This window comes from Mesorhizobium sp. M1163 (assembly GCF_040318415.1).
In the GTDB taxonomy this organism is placed as follows: Bacteria; Pseudomonadota; Alphaproteobacteria; order Rhizobiales; family Rhizobiaceae; genus Mesorhizobium.
Genome location: NZ_JAMYMF010000012.1, coordinates 68,353 through 89,536 on the forward strand (window position 1 = coordinate 68,353; position 21,184 = coordinate 89,536).

General features: G+C 63.1%; 20 protein-coding genes. 11 read left to right on the forward strand and 9 right to left on the reverse strand.

All coding sequences use genetic code 11. The annotated features are described in order from the left end of the window. Positions 1-8: 8 nt before the first annotated feature. From NKH43_RS13875 to NKH43_RS13885, 3 genes are all read right to left on the reverse strand, one after another. Positions 9-761, reverse strand: coding sequence for a DUF429 domain-containing protein (locus NKH43_RS13875; RefSeq protein ID WP_502898978.1), 753 nt, complete (start codon positions 759-761; stop codon positions 9-11). Positions 762-823: 62 nt separating this feature from the next. Beyond that, positions 824-1,708 carry a pyridoxal kinase PdxY gene (pdxY, locus tag NKH43_RS13880; protein WP_023721311.1) on the reverse strand — a complete coding sequence of 295 codons (885 nt, stop codon included), beginning with the start codon at positions 1,706-1,708 and terminating at the stop codon, positions 824-826. Positions 1,709-1,719: 11 nt separating this feature from the next. Continuing rightward, positions 1,720-1,971: a hypothetical protein gene (locus NKH43_RS13885; protein ID WP_352858730.1), complete on the reverse strand. Its 252-nt coding sequence runs from the start codon at positions 1,969-1,971 to the stop codon at positions 1,720-1,722. Positions 1,972-2,133: 162 nt separating this feature from the next. On the opposite strand from NKH43_RS13885, the gene NKH43_RS13890 reads away from it, so the two are divergent. The 6 genes from NKH43_RS13890 to ppa all read left to right on the forward strand — a co-directional run bounded on the left by NKH43_RS13890 (position 2,134) and on the right by ppa (position 6,481). Further along, on the forward strand, positions 2,134-2,772 hold the full coding sequence (locus NKH43_RS13890) for a LemA family protein (RefSeq protein ID WP_352858666.1): 639 nt from the start codon (positions 2,134-2,136) through the stop codon (positions 2,770-2,772). 85 nt (positions 2,773-2,857) lie between these two features. Next, positions 2,858-3,667: a TPM domain-containing protein gene (locus NKH43_RS13895; protein WP_502895830.1), complete on the forward strand. Its 810-nt coding sequence runs from the start codon at positions 2,858-2,860 to the stop codon at positions 3,665-3,667. Between the two features lie 52 nt (positions 3,668-3,719). After that, positions 3,720-4,562, forward strand: a complete 843-nt coding sequence (locus NKH43_RS13900; RefSeq protein ID WP_352481111.1) for a TPM domain-containing protein — start codon at positions 3,720-3,722, stop codon at positions 4,560-4,562. Between the two features lie 10 nt (positions 4,563-4,572). Beyond that, positions 4,573-5,211: a TPM domain-containing protein gene (locus NKH43_RS13905; RefSeq protein WP_352858667.1), complete on the forward strand. Its 639-nt coding sequence runs from the start codon at positions 4,573-4,575 to the stop codon at positions 5,209-5,211. 117 nt (positions 5,212-5,328) lie between these two features. Next, a complete protein-coding gene (locus tag NKH43_RS13910) occupies positions 5,329-5,835 on the forward strand; it encodes a GNAT family N-acetyltransferase (protein ID WP_023678138.1) in 507 nt (168 codons plus the stop codon). Between the two features lie 115 nt (positions 5,836-5,950). Then, entirely contained in the window at positions 5,951-6,481 is a 531-nt protein-coding gene (ppa, locus tag NKH43_RS13915) for an inorganic diphosphatase (protein ID WP_023721304.1), read from the forward strand. Positions 6,482-6,498: 17 nt separating this feature from the next. Here ppa and NKH43_RS13920 read toward each other — a convergent pair whose 3' ends face one another. Both NKH43_RS13920 and NKH43_RS13925 read right to left on the reverse strand, forming a co-directional pair. Beyond that, positions 6,499-7,089: a hypothetical protein gene (locus NKH43_RS13920; RefSeq protein WP_352858668.1), complete on the reverse strand. Its 591-nt coding sequence runs from the start codon at positions 7,087-7,089 to the stop codon at positions 6,499-6,501. Between the two features lie 97 nt (positions 7,090-7,186). Then, the gene (locus NKH43_RS13925) at positions 7,187-7,792 is read right to left on the reverse strand and encodes a TetR/AcrR family transcriptional regulator (protein ID WP_352845279.1); all 606 of its coding nucleotides are present in this window, start codon (positions 7,790-7,792) and stop codon (positions 7,187-7,189) included. Between the two features lie 82 nt (positions 7,793-7,874). Here NKH43_RS13925 and NKH43_RS13930 point away from each other — a divergent pair, with 82 nt between their 5' ends. Both NKH43_RS13930 and NKH43_RS13935 read left to right on the forward strand, forming a co-directional pair. Beyond that, complete coding sequence (locus NKH43_RS13930; RefSeq protein ID WP_352494109.1) at positions 7,875-9,158, forward strand: MFS transporter; 1,284 nt, start codon at positions 7,875-7,877, stop codon at positions 9,156-9,158. A gap of 298 nt (positions 9,159-9,456) precedes the next feature. Next, complete coding sequence (locus tag NKH43_RS13935) at positions 9,457-11,031, forward strand: alkaline phosphatase D family protein (RefSeq protein WP_352858669.1); 1,575 nt, start codon at positions 9,457-9,459, stop codon at positions 11,029-11,031. Positions 11,032-11,077: 46 nt separating this feature from the next. On the opposite strand, the gene NKH43_RS13940 is transcribed toward NKH43_RS13935, so the two are convergent. Then, on the reverse strand, positions 11,078-11,359 hold the full coding sequence (locus NKH43_RS13940; RefSeq protein WP_352858670.1) for a hypothetical protein: 282 nt from the start codon (positions 11,357-11,359) through the stop codon (positions 11,078-11,080). A gap of 198 nt (positions 11,360-11,557) precedes the next feature. On the opposite strand from NKH43_RS13940, the gene typA reads away from it, so the two are divergent. After that, positions 11,558-13,387, forward strand: a complete 1,830-nt coding sequence (gene typA / locus NKH43_RS13945) for a translational GTPase TypA (protein WP_352465599.1) — start codon at positions 11,558-11,560, stop codon at positions 13,385-13,387. A gap of 57 nt (positions 13,388-13,444) precedes the next feature. Here the strand turns inward: typA and NKH43_RS13950 are convergent, their stop codons facing one another. Beyond that, entirely contained in the window at positions 13,445-14,071 is a 627-nt protein-coding gene (locus NKH43_RS13950; RefSeq protein WP_352480974.1) for a DUF1062 domain-containing protein, read from the reverse strand. A 392-nt stretch (positions 14,072-14,463) separates the two neighbouring features. On the opposite strand from NKH43_RS13950, the gene NKH43_RS13955 reads away from it, so the two are divergent. Further along, positions 14,464-15,078 carry a LysE family translocator gene (locus NKH43_RS13955; protein ID WP_352480973.1) on the forward strand — a complete coding sequence of 205 codons (615 nt, stop codon included), beginning with the start codon at positions 14,464-14,466 and terminating at the stop codon, positions 15,076-15,078. Positions 15,079-15,087: 9 nt separating this feature from the next. Here NKH43_RS13955 and NKH43_RS13960 read toward each other — a convergent pair whose 3' ends face one another. Both NKH43_RS13960 and NKH43_RS13965 read right to left on the reverse strand, forming a co-directional pair. Then, positions 15,088-15,411 (reverse strand): YciI family protein, encoded by a 324-nt coding sequence (locus tag NKH43_RS13960; protein ID WP_352494112.1) that lies wholly within the window; start codon positions 15,409-15,411, stop codon positions 15,088-15,090. Between the two features lie 123 nt (positions 15,412-15,534). After that, complete coding sequence (locus tag NKH43_RS13965; RefSeq protein WP_023719735.1) at positions 15,535-16,098, reverse strand: peroxidase-related enzyme; 564 nt, start codon at positions 16,096-16,098, stop codon at positions 15,535-15,537. A 134-nt stretch (positions 16,099-16,232) separates the two neighbouring features. Here NKH43_RS13965 and NKH43_RS13970 point away from each other — a divergent pair, with 134 nt between their 5' ends. Then, the gene (locus tag NKH43_RS13970) at positions 16,233-21,017 is read left to right on the forward strand and encodes an NAD-glutamate dehydrogenase (RefSeq protein ID WP_352858671.1); all 4,785 of its coding nucleotides are present in this window, start codon (positions 16,233-16,235) and stop codon (positions 21,015-21,017) included. The last annotated feature ends 167 nt before the right edge of the window (positions 21,018-21,184 follow it).

Consider the following 21,184-nt stretch of genomic DNA (forward strand, 5'->3'; position numbering starts at 1 on the left):
CCTGGTCCTCAAGCCCAGATGGCGACGGGAATGCCGAAACGATCGGCGAGCGGCGGATCCGGAAACGGCATTGCCTCGCCTCTGGCGATGCGGCCGGCAATCAGCATCATCGCCGCGGCATCGAGGAAATCGTCGGTGGCCGCGCCGCGCGGCGGCCTCTGGTCGAGAAAATGCTGGCCATAACCATGCCGGGCAAGCAGCGCCTTGCGTTCGGCCATGCCGGCCGGATTGATGTTGCCCTTGATCTTCTTCGGCAGACGCATCGCCCGGTCGCCGTTCAGTCTGCAGAAGGCAACTTCCGGATGCGATTCGAAGACGCGGCTGCGCAGTTCGGGCCGCGCGATCAGCAGCGAATCGATCTCACGGATCTTGGCAAAGATGCCGAAGGCCTGGCTCGAGACACCGCGCGGCGGATCTGAGGTCGTCTTGGCCACGTCACTTGCCCTGCGATGTGCCGCGTACCAGGCTTCGACCGTGGTGAAGGCTTCGATCTCCGCATAGAGCGCGGCGCGGGAGGGGATGGCAAAGACACTGGATTGCCGGGCGCCAAGAAATGGCCGCACCAGCGCCTCCGGACCGCGACCGCCTCTTTGCGAGAAATCGGGCAGGCCGATCGGCATATCGACCGCTACGATTGCATTGACGGGTAGCTGGTCGAGCAACGCCGCGAAGCTTGGGAAAACGGCTGTCGACGGTGCGGCACCGGAATCGCGGCGGACGGCTATCCAGCCGGTCTTGCAACCGTCGACGCCGACAAGCACAACATCCCTAGGCGCAACATCCTCGGGCACAACATCCTGGGGCACGGCGTCTTCGGCCTGCGTCACGCCCGGCGATCCCGTCCCGGATGCAGGAGATGGCGAAGCTGCACCATCGCCATCGGGTGCGACAGGCTCTGGGCATCGGTCTCGAGCTGCAATTCGTCGCCGCCGCGCTTGGCGGTGCGCGCCAGGATCTCGTAGACCGCTGCCGTGGTCGATTGCAGCGCCTTGGCGGCCGTTTGGCCGGACAGGATGCGCGCCAGGTAGACGGCCGCCGTCAGGTCGCCGAGCCCATTCGGAGGCTTGTCGATTAGCCGGTGTTCGGCAAGCAGCGCCTCTCTGCCGTTGAGCAGCAAATTGCCGATGCCGCCGGCCATCATCGCCGGTGCCGAAGTGACCAGCATGGCCGGTGGGCCGGCTTGCAGGGCAGCAGCCATTGCCGATTTCAGGTCGGGCAGCGGCGCTCCGGCCATCCATTCCAGCTCGTAGCGGTTGGGCGTGGCGATATCGGCGATCGGCATCAGCCGGTCGCGCATGGCGATTGCGGTCGGCTCAGGTACGTAGAGGCCGCCCGAATCGCCCATCACCGGGTCGCAGATATAGAGGGCGTCCGGCGTCTTCGCCTTGACGGCGCCGACCAGCGAAGCGACGGCTTCGGCCTGGCCAGCCTCGCCGAGATAGCCGGACAGCACGGCGCCGACCTCGCCCAGCCACGGCGCGCGCTCGAGGTCGGTCATCAGCGCCTTGAACTGGTCCAGCGGCGGCACGATGCGGGTGGCCCGGCCGTGCCCCGGATGCCAGGGCAGAATGACGGTCGGCACCGCCCAAACCGGAAACCCCAGCGTCTCCAGCGCAAACACGGCGGCACGGTTGCCGACCGAGCCACGTGCGACATGGCTGGAGACGACGATGACCGCGCGCGGCGCGTCGGCTTTTTCGGCGCTCATTGATCTTTGTCCTAACCGCCCCTGGTGATGAAAAGCGCGAGCCAGATCAACAGGCCGATGGCAATAAGCAAGCCTGCCGCCCGACCAATACGGGTGCCCCAATATTCGATCGGGTCCGATCGGTCGGCATCGGCCGCTGTGACGTGGTCGCGCGCGCCTCTGGCGGTTCGTGCGAGGAACGAGGTGCCGCCCGGGTCGGTCTCGCGCGCCACCCGTTCGATGATGCGGCGCGATTCCGCGTCGCTGTCGTGGCGTTTCGCCATGGTGATATCCCGTTTCATGCCGAGCTTAACCCGTTCGCCTCGTCTGTCACAGGGCCTGACGGCGAATGGTAGAAACCAGTAACGCTTCTCGGCCGAAGTCATTTTCTTGCGCAAGGATTGTGCTAATGCTTCGCGTGCCAATGCTATCGAGGGGACCTTATCATGCTTGTCCAGCGCCTTGCTTTACCGCCAATCTTCCGTAATTTAGCTGCGTTCCTGGTGATGGCCGTCATGCTGCCGCTGCTTGCCGGCTGCGGCTACAACACCATCCCGACGGCTGAGGAAAACGCCAAGGCCGCATGGAGCGAGGTGTTGAATCAATACCAGCGCCGCGCCGATCTCATCCCCAATCTGGTCAACACGGTCAAGGGCTATGCCGCGCACGAGAAGGACACGCTCGATGCCGTGGTCGAAGCGCGCGCCAAGGCGACGCAGGTGACCGTGACGCCGGAAACGCTGAACAATCCGGAAGCCTTCAAGAAATTCCAGGACAGCCAGGCCGGCCTGACCAGCGCGCTGTCGCGCCTGCTGGCGGTGGTGGAGAACTATCCCGATCTCAAGGCCAACCAGAACTTTCTGGCGCTGCAAGCACAACTCGAAGGCACCGAGAACCGCATCACGGTCGCCCGCCGCGACTATATCCGGGCGGTGAGAGAGTACAATCTGACGCTGAGGACCTTCCCGTCGGTGATCTGGGCGACCTTGTGGTTCCGCGGCAACCAGCCGTTTGCGAATTTCACCATCGAGGAGGACAAGATGCAGCCGCCGAAGGTCGATTTCGGCACGCAGCAGGGCGGGTGAACGGCGCTTAGCGGGTCTGTTCCCGTTGGCCTTGTACTCCGTCCCACCCCCCTCTGTCCTGCCGGCCATCTCCCCACAGAGGGGGGTGGGAAGAAATGCCGGCCGGATTTTTTTTGGCTTCGTTCTAAGCTTTCTCCTCCTCCCTCTCACCGTTCTCGCGGCCGAATTGCCGGCGCTGACCGGACGGGTCGTCGACAATGCCGGCATCATCGATGCCGCGACCAAGGCGGCGCTGACGCAGAAGCTTGCCGATTTCGAGACCAAGGGTTCGGACCAGATCGTCGTTGCGACCATTCCCAGCCTCGACGGCGAGGAGATCGAGCCTTACGCCAACCGGTTGTTTCGCGCCTGGAAACTCGGCCAGGCGAAGGAGAACAACGGCGTGCTTTTGCTGGTGGCGCCGAACGACCGCAAGATGCGCATCGAGGTCGGCTATGGGCTTGAAGGCACGCTGACTGACCTGCACACCAAGTTGATCATCGAAAATGACATGGTGCCGGCCTTCCGTGCCGGCGATTTCTCCGGCGGCATCAGCAAGGCCCTCGACGACATGATCATGGTGCTGGAAGGCAATCCCGAAGAGCTGGAAGCGCGCGGCGAACGCAACCAGCAGCCGCCGTTCAACAGCGACGATCTGTTCTTCACCATCTTCATAGCCATCTGGGCAATCATCTTTTTCGGCGGCCTCGCAGCCTCCATCCTGCCGCCGATCTTCGGCCAGAAGATCGGTCCCGGCCGCTATCGCTGGCTGGGCATGACCTTCGAGCCGAGCCGGCGGTCGTCCGGCGGTTGGTCGGGAGGTTCCGGCGGGGGATGGTCGTCGGGTTCAAGCGGTGGCGGGTTTTCCGGCGGCGGCGGTTCGTCCGGCGGCGGCGGCTCCTCGGGAAGCTGGTGACGAGATGACAAGACACGCCGTCAGCCCGGTGGAATCCGGCCGTTTCATCAAAATGACCGGCACCGCGCTGTTGGCCATAGCGGTGCTGCTGTTCGGCTTCGCGGCCTTCGCCGCCGAATTGCCGGCGCTGACCGGACGGGTCGTCGACAATGCCGGCATCATCGATGCCGCGACCGAGGTGGCGCTGACGCAGAAGCTTGCCGATTTCGAGACCAAGGGGTCCGACCAGATCGTCGTCGCGACCATTCCCAGCCTCGACGGCGAGGAGATCGAGCCTTACGCCAACCGGTTGTTTCGCGCCTGGAAACTCGGCCAGGCGAAGGAGAACAACGGCGTCCTGCTTCTGGTGGCGCCGAACGACCGCAAGATGCGCATCGAGGTCGGCTATGGGCTTGAAGGCACGCTGACCGACCTGCACACCAAGTTGATCATCGAAAACGACATGGTGCCGGCCTTCCGTGCCGGCGATTTCTCAGGCGGCATCAGCAAGGCCGTCGACGACATGATCATGGTGCTGGAAGGCAACCCCGAAGAGCTGGAGGCGCGCGGCAAGCGCAATCCGGCGAATGACAATCCTGTCGATCCCATCTTCATGCTGTTCATCATCCTGTGGGCGACGATGTTCTTCGGCGGCTTGGCAATGGCGTTCCTGCCGCCGATCTTCGGCACGAAACTGTCGCCGGGCGTGTACAAGTGGCTGGGCATGACGTTCCGCTACGGCCGCGGGCCAGGTTCGTCACCCTCCGGTGGCGGTGCCTGGACGTCGGGGACCTCGTCCGGCAGTGGCTGGTCGTCGGGAAGTTCAGGCAGTGGTTGGTCGTCAGGAAGTTCCGGCGGCGGGTTTTCCGGCGGCGGCGGTTCGTCCGGCGGCGGCGGTTCTTCAGGAAGCTGGTGAGACATCAATCATGGCAACACGACCGATCAGCCCCGAGGATCATGAGCGCATCGCCGATGCGATCCGCGCTGCCGAATCAAAGACCGACGGCGAGATCTACTGCGTCGTGGCGCATGCAAGCGACGGCTATTTTTTCCCGGCCGCCTTCATGGCGATGCTCGGCATGCTCGTCGTCAGCCTCGCCGTCGGTTACGGGCTGGAAGCCTGGTGGCTGTCGATCCGCTTGCCGCATTTCGTCATAGCCGAGCTTCTGGCGCTTGCCAGTGTGCTCATCCTGTTGTGGGCATTGCCCGCATTGCGCATCCATTTGGTGCCGAGGCGGCTGCGCTACCAGGCCGCCCACGCCAATGCGATGAAGCAGTTCCTCGCCCGCAACGTCCACCGCACCACGGCGCGCACCGGCGTGCTGGTGTTCGTCTCGATCGCCGAGCGCTATGCTGAAGTGGTCGCCGACAGCGGCATCGATTCTCGTGTCGGCCAGCATGTCTGGGACGGTGTCGTCCGCGACCTTACGGCGCATGCCGGCGACGATCGGCTTGCCGACGGCTTCGTCAGGGCGGTCGAAGCGGTCGGTGCGGTACTGGCCGAGCATTTTCCGGTGTCGACCGGCGACAGCAACGAACTGGACGACCATCTGGTCGAGATTTGATCTCGCTAAAGGCGGTTTTGCAGCGTCTCAAGGACGCACCGTTCGGCTGTGCGAAAGCATCGCAGTGGCTGACCGGACTCTTGCAATCGGGCGCCGCGGGTTTATGGTTAACCAATCATGAATACGCTGAGCATCGACATCAGGAAAGCCGAGCCGCGCGATGCAGCCGCCATTGCCGACGTGCATCTCGAGGCCTGGCGCGGCGCCTATTCGGGCATCATCCCACACCGCACTCTGACATCGATGATCAACCGCCGCGGTGCCGACTGGTGGGCGAATGCCATTCGCCGCGCCGCCACCGTCCTGGTCGTCGAAATCGGCGGCAAAATTGCCGGCTACGCGACGATCGGCAAGAACCGTGCCCGCGAACTCAGGCAGCAGGGCGAGATCTACGAGCTTTACCTGCGGCCGGAATATCAAGGCATCGGGCTCGGCAGCCGGCTGTTCTCGGCGGCACGGGCACGGCTGGCCGACCATGGCTTGAAGGGCATGGTCGTGTGGGCGCTGGAAGACAATCAGAACGCACTTGCCTTCTATGCCGGCGCCGGCGGTCGCGATGTGGCCGAGGGCGTCGAGATATTCGAGCAGAAGGCGCTGAAGAAGGTCGCTTTCGTCTGGGAATGACGGCCAGCGCATGATCCGACCGGTTTCGGTTCGGACGATCCCCCAGTACCATTCGCCGCATTGCACCATTCGCCGTCGCCCGCTATCGATCTTCAATCGAGAGAGGGATAAAGCGATGCGTATTGAAGCGATTGCCAGCGGAAAGAACCCGCCCGAGGACGTCAACGTCATTATCGAGGTGCCGATCGGCGGTGAGCCGATCAAGTACGAGATGGACAAGGAAGCCGGCACGCTGTTCGTCGACCGCTTCCTGCACACGTCGATGCGCTATCCCGGCAATTACGGTTTCGTACCGCACACGCTGTCGGGCGACGGCGACCCGATCGACGTGCTGGTCTGCAACACACGCGCGCTGGTGCCGGGCTGCGTCATCAATGTGCGGCCGATCGGCGTGCTGGTGATGGAGGACAATGCCGGCCAGGACGAGAAGGTCATCGCGGTTCCTTCGCCCAAGCTGACCTTGCGCTATGAGGACGTTCACGAATACACGCAGCTGCCTGATATCACCCGCCAGCAGGTGCAGCATTTTTTCGAGCACTACAAGGATCTCGAACCCGGCAAATGGGTCAAGATCGAGGGCTGGTACGATGCCGCCTATGCCAAGAAGATGATCGTCGAGGCAATCGAGCGGGCCAAGCGCAAGTAATTGACGGGCGCAAATAGTCAGTTATCGACGCGGCCGAAATCGGGCGTGTTGCCGATCACCACACGCTTGTCCTTGCCGCAGGCGAAGGTGCGTGCCTTCTCGTCGGCAAGCTTGCGCGCCTGATCGTTGGCGGCGGGATTACCGGTGGCGAGCACAAGAGCGATCGTGCAGCCTTCGTGGGCGCCAGGCTGGGCAACCTTGGCGACGATCAGCACTTCCGTCGACTTGTTCTCGCCCTCGCTATCGCTGATCGAGCGACGATGGATGACTGCGAAAGGAACGGCCATATCGCCCTTGGTTTCGATACGCCACTCGACTTTGGGTCCAGCCGAGTTGAGGCCGGAAAAGCTTTCCCAGACCGTGGTCATGTCGCCAGGTGGAAACCCGTAGAACAGAGATTCCCGCGCGTCGTCGTAGGAAACCATCACCGGGTAGCCGCCATAGCCCGAACAAGCGAGGTCGGCCCAGTCGCCGTCGCCTTCCTCCGCCTGGGCATAAGTCACGCAGTCCTTCTCCCAGACGAGATCGGTATAGACGCTGGATATGTCGCCAGCCGGGGCCGCCTGGCAGAAACCGGCGAGGACAAGCAGGATCAAAAGAGCGCGCATGGCGGACAACTCCGTTCGGGCTGCCGCAGCGTACCGTCAAATTCAGCGGTAGCCTAGACGAAGTCAGGCTGCTCACAGTGGTCTGGTAAACGGAACGCTATCTCTTCAAGCTTGCCTCGATCAGAAGATCGGCGTTGCGGGCCACCGACTGCGCCGGTCCGCCGGCACCGAACAGCTGGCCGCTGATATAGGCGCCCTCGATCAGGAGCAGCAGCCCGTCACCCAGCGTGTCGGCGTCGCCGGCGCCCATCGCCGCCGCCATGGCACGCAGGCGCCGGCGCAATTCCTGCTTGTTGGCCTCGCTCACGACGCGGGCCGGATGGCCGTGTTCGGGATATTCGACCGCGGCATTGGTCATGCCGCAGCCGCGATAGTCGGGCCTTTGCGTGCGCTTGCCGACACGCGTCAGGAAGGCGACGATCTGCGCGCGCGGATCGCCGGGATGGGCATTCACCGCCTCGTCGAAGCGCTCCCAGAATTCGAGGTCATAGTGCCGAAGATAGGATGCGGCCAACTCATCCTTGGACGGAAAGCTGCGGTAGAGGCTTGGCTTGGTGACGCCGGCACGCCGTACGATCTCGTCGACGCCGATCGCCCTGATGCCTTGCCGGTAGAACAGGTCGCGCGCCACCTGGAGAATCCGTTCGGCGGCGCGAGGCAGCGGTGCGCCATTCTCCTTGATCGTTGGTTCAATGCTTTTCATGTCTGGTTTGCCGATTGCCTGGTTGACAATGTTACCGGTCGGTACGTATGTTCCGCACACCTGAAACGTACCGGTCAGTAACATGATAGCTCAATCCCGCCCGTTTGGCCAGCGCTACGCTTTCGTCGTGGTCGCCGTCATCTTTCTCTGCCTGCTGATCGCCGCGGGCCTGCGTTCGGCACCGGCAGTCATGATGCTGCCGTTGGAGAATAGTTTCGGCTGGCGGCGCGACGTCGTCTCGCTGGCCGCGGCCACCGGCATCTTCCTCTATGGCCTGACCGGGCCGTTTGCCGCGGCGCTGATGGAGCGGATCGGGCTGCGCCGCACCTTGCTTGCCGCGCTCCTGTTGATGTCGGGATCGACTGCGCTCAGCCTACTAATGACCAAGCCGTGGCATCTGCTCCTCACCTGGGGCGTGTTTTCCGGCATCAGCTCGGGCGCCGTCGCCACCGTGCTCGGCGCGACCATCGTCAACCGCTGGTTCAAGACCAATCGCGGCCTGGTGATGGGACTGATGTCGGCGTCCAGCGCCACCGGGCTGCTGGTCTTCCTGCCGCTGCTCGCCTCGCTCGCCCAGTCGGGTGGCTGGAAGCCGGTCGCCATTGCCATTGCCGTGGCCACCGCCGCCTTGGTGCCGCTGGTTTACATGCTGGTGCCGGAGCGTCCGGCCGCGATTGGCATGGTGCGTTACGGTGCCGAGGCCGACGACGTGCCGCCGTCGCCGCCGGCCGCACAAGGCAATTTCCTCGCGCATACGCTGAGCACGTTGCGCCGCGCCGCCGGTACGCGTGTGTTCTGGTACCTGTTCGCCACCTTCTTCGTTTGCGGCTTCACCACCAACGGGTTGGTCGGCACGCACCTGATCGCCTTTTGCGGCGATATGGGCATCGGCGAAGTGCAGGCCGCAGGCCTGCTCTCTATGATGGGCATCTTCGATCTTATTGGCACGACGCTGTCGGGCTGGCTCACCGACCGTTTCGACCCGCGCAAGCTGCTCGGCATCTATTACGGTATTCGCGGCCTGTCGCTGATCTATCTGCCCTATTCCGGCTTCTCGGCGACCAGCCTGATCATCTTCGCAGTATTTTACGGACTGGACTGGATCGCCACGGTGCCGCCGACGTTGCGGCTTTCCAACGAGGCGTTCGGCGACCGCAGCGGGCCGATCGTCTTCGGCTGGATCGTCGCCGGCCATCAAGTCGGCGCAGCGACAGCGGCCTTTTTCGGTGGCACTATGCGTGAGTTGCAGGGCAATTACGAGCTTGCCTTCCTGATCGCCGGCATGACGGCAATAGCCGCCGCCTGCATCTCGCTGCTGATCAACACCAGCCGCCCGGCGTTCGATCCTGAACCGCAGGCGGCATAGCTTCTCGTTGCAGGAGAGATGCCGTCGGCCAAATTGCCGATCTCCCCCCTTGAGGGGGAGATGGCCGCAAAGCGGCCAGAGGGGGTCGGTCCGACCGGGCTCGGCCCCATATCGCAGACGCAGGAGGTCGGCGCTCCATGCGAGACGACCCCCTCTGTTGCCTTCGGCGACATCTCCCCCTCAAGGAGGGAGATTCCCCAGCCTGTTGATGTCAGAAAACCTTCATCGTTTCGAAATGTGCCTGAAACATTGAAGCTGGAGCTTGGCGGCGACGTTCAACGCCATCCAGGAGACAGCCATGAACAAGATTTCAATGACGCGGCGCGCTTTCGTCACGTCGGCCAGCGCCGTTGGCCTGGTCGGCGCGTCGGGCCTTGCGCTTCCCTATTACTCGCGCGCCAATCAGCGCCCGGCCTTCACCCATGGCATCCAGTCCGGCGACGTCGACGCCACCAGCGGCATGGTCTGGACGCGCACGGACCGGCCGTCGCGCGTCATGTTCGAAGTGTCGTCGACGGAAAGCTTCGCCAATGCCGTCCGCCTGGCGCCGCTCGATACCTCGCCGGCCAGCGATTACACGGTGAAGCGCCTGCTCACCGATCTCGCCTCCGACCAGGACATCTTCTACCGCATGGTCGCGGCCGATCTTGCCGACATCAACGCCGTTTCCGAGCCGATCGTCGGCCGCTTCCGCACGGCACCTGCCTCGAAGCGCGACATCCGCTTTGCCTGGTCGGGCGACACCGCCGGCCAAGGCTGGGGCATCGACGAGACCGGCATGAAGACCTACGCCACGATCGCCAAGCACACGCCCGATTTCTTCCTGCATTCGGGCGATACGATCTATGCCGATGGTGCGATGAAGGACGAAGTCGATCTGCCCAATGGCGGCAAGTGGAAAAACACGGTGCTGATCGACGAAAAGCGCAAGGTTGCCGAGACGCTGGACGAATACCGGGCGCAGTGGAAATACAACATGATGGACAAGAACGTTCTTGCGCTCAGTGCCATCTGCCCGACTTTCTATCAGTGGGACGACCATGAGGTGCTGAACAACTGGTCGGACTCGAAGGACCTGACCGCCGACGACCGCTACACCGAAAAATCGATCCATGTGCTGGCGGCACGTGCTGCGCGCGCCTTCCACGAGATGACGACGATCCGCTACGAACCGTCGGAGCCGGGCCGCGTCTACCGCAAGATCGCCTATGGGCCGCTGCTCGATGTATTCTTCCTCGACATGCGTTCCTACCGCGGCCCCAACGGTCCCGACATGCAGGAGACGATGACGCCTGAATCGCGCATCCTCGGCGAACAGCAGATCAAGTGGTTGAAGCGTGAGCTGGCAAATTCCAACGCGACGTGGAAAATCATCGCCGCCGATATGCCGCTCGGCCTCGTGGTCTGGAATGACGGTACCAAGAAGGTCGGGGCCGAGGCAGTCAGCAATGGCGACAATGGCCCGGCCAAGGGGCGCGAGCTGGAAATTGCCGACCTTCTTCGCTATATAAAGAACGCGGGCATCAGCAATACCGTTTGGCTCACCGCAGACGTGCATTACACGGCCGCGCATTACTACAATCCGGACAAGGCGCAGTTCCAGGACTTCAATCCGTTCTGGGAATTCGTTTCGGGTCCGATCCATTCAGGCACGTTCGGACCGAATGGTTTCGACATGACCTTCGGCCCGGAGCTGAAGTTCATCAAGGCACCGACTGCCGAGCAGGGTCAGAACCTGCCGCCGTCGGCCGGCCTGCAGTTCTTCGGACTTGTCGATATCGATGGCGCTACAGAGCAGCTGACGGTGCGGCTGATGGATCGCGACGACAGCGAACTCTACAAGGTCACGCTCGATCCGGTGCGGTCGGCGTGAGCGACTGCACCATTATCCTCGGGCCAGCCCGAGGGTAGGACTTGTATCAATCGGGATAGCAGACGACGGGAATGTTGGGCCAGACGGCGCCGTCGCATCCGGCATTTTGCTGCCTTTGCTTGAAGGCGGCGCTGACTGGCCCGGTCACCACCGGGTCGACGCCATCGGGAGCATCGGCAAAAAGCTGCTCCGCCGACCGCTTGTCGGACGGCAGGGCAGTCCGCGTCTCCTTGGACGACGCGGCCGACTGCGCCGCGCCTGCCGCGAGGAGGACGGCGAGTGCACTACATGCCAAAATCGGCCGGAGTCTGCTGCCTGCGTCGATCATGAAATTCGAACTGCCCGGACCATGAAAGGTTCCGCCTTGGTTAATAATTCCACTTCACATCAAGACATTTAAGATTTGGTGACTTTATTTGGTGACTCGCCTCCTCTTTCGCAATTGCGAAAAACCCTGTATGAGCCGCCCAACCGAAAGAGGCAGCGCCTTTTGGCCTGCTGCCTGCAACGCTCCCGAGACCAAAACATGAAAATCCGCAATATCGCGATCATCGCGCACGTCGACCATGGAAAAACCACCCTCGTCGATCAGCTCCTGAAACAATCCGGCTCGTTCCGCGACAACCAGCGCGTCGCCGAGCGCGCCATGGATTCGAACGACCTCGAAAAGGAACGCGGCATCACCATCCTGGCCAAGGCGACCTCGGTCGACTGGAAGGACACCCGCATCAACATCGTCGATACGCCCGGCCACGCCGACTTCGGCGGCGAGGTCGAGCGCATCCTGTCGATGGTGGATTCGGCCATCGTGCTGGTCGACGCCGCCGAGGGGCCGATGCCGCAGACCAAGTTTGTCGTCGGCAAGGCGCTCAAGGTTGGACTGAAGCCGATCGTCGTCATCAACAAGATCGACCGGCCGGATGCCCGCCATGTCGAAGTGGTCAACGAGGTGTTCGACCTTTTTGCAGCACTTGACGCCACCGACGAGCAGCTCGACTTCCCTATCCTCTACGGTTCGGGCCGCGATGGCTGGGTCTCGGAAAACCCCGAAGGTCCGAAGGACCAGGCTCTGGCGCCGCTGTTCGACCTCGTCATCAAGCACGTGCCGGCGCCGACCGTTCATCCCGGCCCGTTCCGCATGATCGGCACCATTCTGGAAGCCAATCCGTTCCTTGGCCGCATCATCACCGGCCGTATCGAATCCGGCACGCTGAAATCCAACCAGGCGGTCAAGGTGCTGCACCATGACGGCACCCAGGTCGAAACCGGCCGCATCTCGAAGATCCTTGCTTTCCGCGGGCTCGAGCGCCAGCCGATCGACGAAGCGCAGGCAGGCGACATCGTCGCCATCGCCGGCTTGTCGAAAGGCACCGTCGCCGATACGTTCTGCGACCTGTCGGTGACGGAACCGCTACACGCGCAGCCGATCGATCCGCCGACGGTGACGATGTCGTTCCTGGTCAACGATTCACCGCTGGCCGGCACCGAAGGCGACAAGGTGACCAGCCGCGTCATCCGGGACCGCCTGCTGCGCGAGGCCGAAGGCAATGTCGCGCTGAAGATCGAGGAATCGCCGGACAAGGATTCGTTCTTCGTCTCCGGACGCGGCGAATTGCAGCTGGCCGTGCTGATCGAGACGATGCGCCGCGAAGGTTTTGAGATCGCCGTGTCGCGGCCGCGCGTCGTTATGCAGAAGGGCGAGAACGGCGAATTGCTGGAGCCGGTCGAGGAAGTCGTCATCGACGTTGACGAGGAGCATGCCGGCGTCGTCGTGCAAAAAATGTCGGAGCGCAAGGCCGAGATGGTCGAGCTGCGCCCTTCGGGCGGCAATCGCCAGCGCATCGTCTTCCACGCGCCGACGCGCGGCCTGATCGGCTACCAGTCGGAACTGCTGACCGACACGCGCGGCACCGCCGTGATGAACCGGCTGTTCCATGCCTATGAGCCTTACAAGGGTGAGCTGCCGGGCCGCACCAACGGCGTGCTGATCTCCAACGAACAGGGGGAATCGGTGGCCTATGCCATGTGGAACCTGGAAGACCGCGGCCCGATGGTCATCGACCCAGGCGTCAAGGTCTATCAGGGCATGATCATCGGTATCCATTCCAGGGACAACGACCTCGAAGTCAATGTGCTCAAGGGCAAGAAGCTGACCAATATCCGCGCCGCCGGCAAGGACGAGGCGGTAAAACTGACGCCGCCGATCCGCATGACGCTGGAACGCGCGCTGGCCTGGATCCAGGACGACGAGCTGGTCGAGGTGACGCCGAAGACCATCCGCCTGCGCAAGCTCTATCTCGACCCGAACGAGCGCAAGCGTTTCGAGAAGTCGGCGAAAGTGGTCGGCGCGGCGTAAGCCACTTTTCTCAGCCACTATGAGGGAGGGAGCACGTGCGTGCTTCCTCCCTTTATCCTACCCGCCGGCCGCCGCGATAATGCCGTCCCGGTCTGGATCGCTAGACAGGTCGATGCGGATCGCCGTTCCCGCCCGGGCCGGCCTGCGCAAGGCTTTGGCCCCATCCGGACCAACCACCAGCAATCGCTTCTCTTCCCAAACCTGAAGCCGCGATCGCGAGACACCGAGTTCGTTGGCGAGCAACCGGTCGAGCCGCAGCGCTGTCGGCATTTCGAGCTCGAGCTGGAGTTCGAGGGCGGCGGTGTTTTCCGGCCTGTCCCCGAGCACCTGCTTATGAACGGCGGCTTCAGGAAACTCCTCGACGCGCCCGATCCTGCTTCGCAGTGCGGCAATATCGAAAGCATGGCGCCGCGCCAGGACCGGGTCGTTGCGTTCGAGCGCCTGCAATATTGCCGGTTCGATATCGCGGCGACTGCATCGCTCCAGAATGCCGAAATTCCAGGAATTGTCGCAATCGATGCAGCGGTAGATCAACCAGGCATCAATGCGTTTGCCATTGGCATTGACCCGGAATTTGCCGCTGCAGCGATAGGCTTTCAGACCGCCGCAGCGATTGCAGTTGAGGTGAGGTCGCGGTGCGGTCTTGGGCGCGATCGTCCAGCGGATACGCAGTATCGAAGGCATGCCGAAAAGCCCTTCCCGTCGGGAAGTTCGTCAGATCGGCGATGTCGAGATGCCCCTGCGGGCACGGCGTGGCGAGAGACTGCGGCAGTTGGAAATCAGGTGTCGCGGGTTATGCGCGACAGCGGTTCAGCAGTGCCAAACCGGTCTCGAACCGCCACCCTGAAGAACAGATGATGTGAAAACAGGCACCGCGACTGCGACGCCCTGCTCTGTGTCGGGGAGTTGGCGAGACCGGCGGTTACGCAGGCAAAGTGAAGCTCGGAAAGGATTGCGAGACGACACTTCTAGCCGCGAGGTGCCTGGCCGACAAGCCTTCTTTCGGTGGACGCTACCGTCGCCGGAACAGTTGGGTTATGTTGAAGCGTCCAAAAACTTCTAACGAGATCCGCGTCATGCATTTCACGTCGCTTCTGATTTTTGCCGGCGCCCTGCTTGTTGCCGCCGGCTCGCCGGGCCCGTCGATTGCCGCACTTGTGGCGCGGGTCATCGCAAAAGGGTTTCGCGACGTGTTTCCGTTCCTGCTTGCCATGTGGATCGGCGAAGCGATCTGGCTATCACTGGCGGTGTTTGGCCTCGCCGTGGTGGCGCAGACGTTCCACTTCGCCTTTGTCGTCGTGAAATGGGTTGGCGTCGTCTATCTCGCCTGGCTTGCCTGGAAGATGTGGACCGCACCGGTCGAGGCAAAAGAAGGTTCGCTGCCGCGCGAAGATTCGCCCGTCAGACTGTTCTTTGCCGGCATGGCGGTAACGCTCGGCAACCCCAAGATCATGATGTTCTATCTGGCGCTGCTGCCGACCATCATCGATCTCGGTTCAGTCAGCGTGATCGGCTGGGTCGAGCTGACGGCGACCATGGCCGTGGTGCTGGTCGCCATCGATTTGACCTGGGTGCTCGCCGCATCGCAGGCGCGCAAGCTCTTGAGGAGCAAACGGGCGATGAAGATCGCCAACCGCGTCAGCGCCGGCACCATGGCCGGCGCTGCGGCGGCGATCGCGGCGCGGTCTTGAGCCGCCGCGTCAACCCATTTCGATTATCGGTGCGATCTCGACGCTGAAACCCGGGTCCGTCAGGATAGGACAATCCTTGGCTTTGCGGACGGCATCGTCGATGTCTTTCGCTTCGATGATGGTGTAACCGGCGGTCGGATTGCTGCCGCCATTGTTCTCGACCTTGCCGCCGGGCAGCAGGGTCTTCGACATGCCGACTGGATTGCCACCGTCGACCACGGCTGAGCCAAGCTTGCCGTACCAGCCGTTCCAGGCATCCATCGCTGCCTTCCGTTCGGCCTCCTCGGTCGGCATCTTGCCCGAGCCGTGATAGACGTAGAGAAATTTCGCCATGTTCTCCTCCTTTGATCGGCGGCATCGAACCGGCATGCGGTCATGCCGCATGCCGATCATCGGACCAAACCGGCAAACAAGCAACGAGAATGCGATGCAGCTAATATATACGACCGCGGTGCCCTATCGCGCCATCGCGTGATATTCATCGTTCGGCCGCATATCGATCGCCGATGCCAGCCGGTTCGACATGTTGAAGAACGCGGCAGTCGAGGCGATATCCCAGATGTCGCGGTCGGAAAAGCCCACTTGCCGCAGCGCCGCCCGGTCGGCTGCGACGATCTTTGCCGGCTGCTCGGTCAGCTTCACCGCGAATTCGAGCATGGCGCGCTGCCTGTCTGACAGCTCGGCGGCGCGAAAATTCATCACCATCATCTCGCCGAAGGCCGGGTCGCCGGAAAGCTGGCGCACGGCCGCGCCATGTGCAACCAGGCAATAATAGCAATGGTTGACCGATGAGACGACCACCGCGATCATCTCTCGCTCCAGCTTCGACAGGCCGGATTCACCCAGCATCAAATCATTGTACATGTCGGTGAAAGCGCGCAGCTTCTTCTCGTCGAAGGCGTAGGCGAGCAGCACATTGGGAACGAGGCCGAGCTTCTCCCGGCATTTGGCGAAATAGGCGTTGGTCGCTTCGCTCAGCTCCGCCGGTGCGAGGTCAAGCGCGGTGATTTTGTCTGTCATAGGGGATTTCTCCTCGTTTTCCGCCAGGCTGCCGGTGAATTCCGACATTTCGTCGCAAGCCGTCAAACCTTTGTCGCCAAATACCCGTCATCTGCTACGATAGTTGTAAAAACATGACGGGAGGGAATTAGCTCATGGCCGGCCTGAAATCCGCAAGCCAGTTGAAAAAGATGAGTCCGGCCAAGGGCAGCGAAAAGCCCGGCAGGCTTGCCGACTACTTGCTGGCCCGAGCTCCGGCCGAAGATGTCGCCGCCTACGACGTCATCGATCTCGAACGCGCTGCCGAACTCGCCGGCCGCGCTGTCGCCCGGCACAAGAAGGACGACTGCGTCGTTGCCATAGACGTCGATTCCGGTGTCGTCCGCCAAGGCCGGCCGATGACGGTGATCACCGTCGTCAACGACAACATGCCGTTCCTGTTCGATTCCGTCCTCGGTGAGATTACAGAGAGCGCCGGCGAGCCGCTGCTGGTTACCCACCCGGTCATCGTGGTCAGGCACGGCAAGAACGGCGTCGAGGAAATCCTCGGCGATGGCGGTTATGCCAAGGGCGAGCACAGCCATGACCGGCTGAGCATCATCCATGTCCATATCGGCCGCCTTTCGGCCGAGCAGGCCGAAGGCCTTTCCGCACGCCTGACGAAGCTGCTCGGTCAGGTGCGCGCCGCCGTCATCGACTGGAAGCCGATGCTTGCCCGCCTCGACCAGGCGATCTCGGAATTCCGCTACTCGCCGGTGCCGCTCGACAAGGCCCATGTCACCGAGGCGATCGCCTTCCTCGAATGGCTGCGCGACGACAATTTCACCTTTCTAGGCATGCGTGAATTCAAATACACCGGCGGCGAGAAGAGCGGCATGCTCGAGCGTGCCGAAAAGCCCGGCCTCGGCATCCTTTCCGATCCCGACGTGCTGGTGCTCAGGCGTGGCACCGAAGCGGTGAGCACGACGCCGGAAATCCGCGCCTTCCTGCATGGGCCGGAACCGCTGATCGTCACCAAGGCCAACGCCAAGTCATCGGTGCACCGCCGCATCTACCTCGACTACATCGGCGTCAAGACCTACACCGGCAAAGGCGTGCTTTCGGGCGAGCTGCGCATCGTCGGACTGTTCACCTCGACTGCTTATACGCGCTCGGTGATGAAAATCCCCTATCTGCGCTCGAAGGCCGAAACCGTCATTGCCAAATCCGGCTTCAATCCCGGCGACCACTCCGGCAAGGCATTGATCAACGTGCTGGAGAGCTATCCGCGCGACGAGTTGTTCCAGGTTCCGGTGCCGATCCTGCGCAAGCATGCCGAAGCCATACTGGGATTGATCGAGCGGCCGCGCGTCAGGGCATTGGTGCGTGTCGACCAGTTCGACCGCTTCGTCTCCGTGCTCGTCTTCGTGCCGCGCGACCGCTACGACAGCGTCGTGCGCGAGAAGATCGGCACCTATCTGAAGACCGTCTTCGAAGGCCGGCTGTCGGCCTATTATCCGGCCTTCCCGGAAGGCGGGCTGGCGCGCGTCCACTTCATCATCGGCCGCTCCGGCGGCAAGACGCCGAAGGTCGAGCAGGCGACGATCGAGGCGGCGATTCGCGACATCGTACGGACCTGGGACGATGCACTGCGCGAGACCGCGACCGAGACCGGGGCCGACGCGAAGCTAACGGCCATCGCCTCGCGCTTTTCGGAAAGTTATCGCGACAGTTTCCCGCCGGCCGTGGCGCTGGCCGATGCCGGGCGCATCGCCAGGCTCGATGCGTCAAATCCGATCGCCATCGACTATTACCGTCACGCCGACCAGAAGCCGCATCAGGCGGCGCTGAAAATCTATCACCATGGCAGCCCGGTGGCGCTGTCGCGGCGCGTGCCCGTGCTGGAAAACATCGGTTTCCGCGTCATCAGCGAGCGTACTTTCGAGGTCGGCGACAATCAATCCGGCATGGTCTTCATCCACGACATGGAACTTGAGAACAGCTACGGCAGGCCGATCGACCTCGGCAATGGCGGCGCGCTGTTCGAGGACGCGTTCCTTTCGGTCTGGCGCGGCAATGTCGACAATGACGGCTATAACGGCCTCGCCCAGACCGCAGGCCTGTGGTCGGGCGAGATCACCGTCCTGCGCGCCTATGGCCGCTATCTGCAGCAGGCCGGTATCCCGCAGAGCCAGGACTTCATCGCCGCCGCACTCAACCGCTATCCCGAGATCGCCCGCGGACTGCATGCGCTGTTCGTCGCCCGCCTCGGCCCGACGGATGAGACGGAAGGCGTCGTTCAGGCCAAACATCTGAAGGCCAAGATCACGGATGCGCTGGAAGACGTTCCCAACATCGACGACGACACCATCATCCGACGTTATCTGAACCTGATCGAAGCCTCGCTGCGCACCAATCATTTCGTTGCCGATACGAAAGAGAAGGGCCAATCACTGGCGATCAAGCTCGATTCGCAATCGGTCGACGGGCTGCCGGCGCCGCGGCCATGGCGCGAGATCTTCGTCTATGGCTCCGAGGTCGAGGGCGTGCATCTGCGCTTCGGCCCGGTCGCGCGCGGCGGCCTGCGCTGGTCGGACCGTGCGCAGGACTATCGCACCGAGGTGCTTGGCCTGGTCAAGGCACAGCAGGTCAAGAATGCGGTGATCGTGCCGGTTGGCGCCAAGGGCGGCTTCTACCCGAAAAAGCTGCCGATGAGCGCCGGGCGCGACGCCATTTTCGAGGCCGGCACGGCCGCCTACAAGAATTACGTTTCCAGCCTGTTGTCGATCACCGACAATATCGGCCTGGACGGCGTCATCCCGCCAGCCGGCGTGGTGCGGCGCGATCAGGATGATCCGTATTTCGTCGTCGCCGCGGACAAGGGAACGGCGACCTTCTCGGACACCGCCAACGCCATAAGCGAAAGGCACGGCTTCTGGCTCGACGACGCTTTCGCCAGCGGCGGTTCGGCCGGATACGACCACAAGAAGATGGGCATCACCGCGAAGGGCGCCTGGGAAGCAGTCAAGCGGCATTTCCGCGAGATGAACCGCGACATCCAAACCACGCCGTTCACTGTCGTCGGCGTCGGCGACATGTCGGGCGACGTGTTCGGCAACGGCATGCTGCTGTCGGAGCAGACCCGGCTGATCGCCGCCTTTGATCATCGCGACATCTTCATCGATCCCGATCCCGACATGGCGGCTTCGATGGCCGAGCGCCGGCGTATGTTCGCTCTCGCCCGTTCAAGCTGGCAGGATTACGACAAGACGAAGCTGTCGGAGGGCGGCATCATCGTCTCGCGCAGCCAGAAGTCGATCACCTTGCCGGCGCCCGCGGCTGCGGCGATCGGCCTCGGCAAGACAACGGCCACGCCAGTCGAGATCATGAGTGCCATTCTCAAGGCGCCGGCAGACCTTTTGTGGTTTGGCGGCATCGGCACCTATGTCAGGGCATCGGGCGAGACCAACCAGGACGTCGGCGACCGTGCCAATGACGCGATCCGCATCACCGCGCTCGACCTGCGTGCCAAGGTCATCGGTGAGGGAGCCAATCTCGGCGTCACGCAGCGGGCGCGCATCGAATTCGGATCGAATGGCGGCCGCTGCAACTCAGATGCCATCGACAATTCGGGCGGCGTGAATTGCTCCGACGTCGAGGTCAATATCAAGATCGCGCTGGCTTCCGCCATGCGCAAGGGATCGCTGACGCGGCCGGCGCGCAACAAATTGCTGGCCGAAATGACCGACGAGGTCAGCGCCCTGGTGCTGTCCAACAACTACCAGCAGACGCTGGCGCTGTCCCTTGCCCGCAAGCGCGGCCTTGCCGACATCGCCCATCAGAGCCGTTTCATGGCGGCGCTGGAGGCACGCGGGCTGCTCGACCGTGCCGTCGAGACGCTGCCGTCGCCGGCGGCCCTTGCCGAGCGCGAGACGCGCGGAGAGCCGCTGACCCGGGCCGAGCTCGGCGTGCTGCTCGCCTATGCCAAGATCGTGCTGTTTTCCGATATTGTCGCCAGCGACGTGCCCGACGATCCGCATTTCGACCGCGACCTGATGGGTTACTTTCCCGACCGCATGGCAAAAAAATATGCGGCGGAAATCCACGGCCATCGCCTGCGCCGCGAGATCATCGCCCGTGTCGTCGCCAACGATCTGGTCAATCGCGGCGGCCCGTCCTTCGTCAACAGGCTGCAGGAAGCGACCGGGCGCAGTGCCGCCGATGTCGTGCGCACCTTCGCGGTGGTGCGGGATGGCTTTGCGCTGCCGGCGCTCTATCGCCAGATCGACGCGCTCGATAACCAGATCGACGGGCAGATCCAGCTCGACCTCTATCAGGCGGTCAGCCGGCTGATCTTTATGACGAGCGGCTGGTACCTGAAGAATGATGCCGGCACCGCGCCGCTCGGGCAGCGGATCACCGAGTTGCAGGATGCGCGCAAGGCGCTGGAGCCGAAGCTCGTGTCGCTGCTGCCGGCCTTCTCGCGCGAGCGGATCGAGGAGCGGCGGCACAGCCTGTCAAAAGGCGGCGCGCCGGAGAGCCTTGCCGAACAGCTGGCGCTGACCGACGTGGCGGAACTCGTTCCCGATATCGCGCTGACGGCGCGGACCGCGAATGCCGGCATCGTCGCTGCCGCGAAGGCGTTTTTTGCGGTCAGCGATGTCTTCCGCATCCCGCGCGTCGAGGACGCGGCGCGCTCGATCACGCCCTCGGATTATTACGATCAGCTGGCGCTTTCCCGCGCCACCGACACGATTGGGGCGGCCAGGCGCGGCATCGCCGTGGCGGCACTCACCGGCCATGCCGAGGCGGCGGATCCGGTGACAGCATGGTTGGAGGCCGGCGGCGAACGGGTCGGGCGCATCCGCGAGCGGTTGCAGGCGCTGACCGAGGGCGGCGACATCACCGTGTCCCGGCTGTCCGTGGCGTCCGGCCTGATGAGTGATCTGACGGCGCTGTGAGAAGTCTTCCACATCGCGCGGGATTGCCGGGAAGAACTGCGCTATAGAGCGAACGGCGCGCTGCTTTGGGGGGCGCCGGAGCATGATCCCAAACGTAACGATCGGCTTTTGGACAAGATCGTGCTCAACAAGAAGACGGCGCATCATGCCGATTCGATCGGCATGGA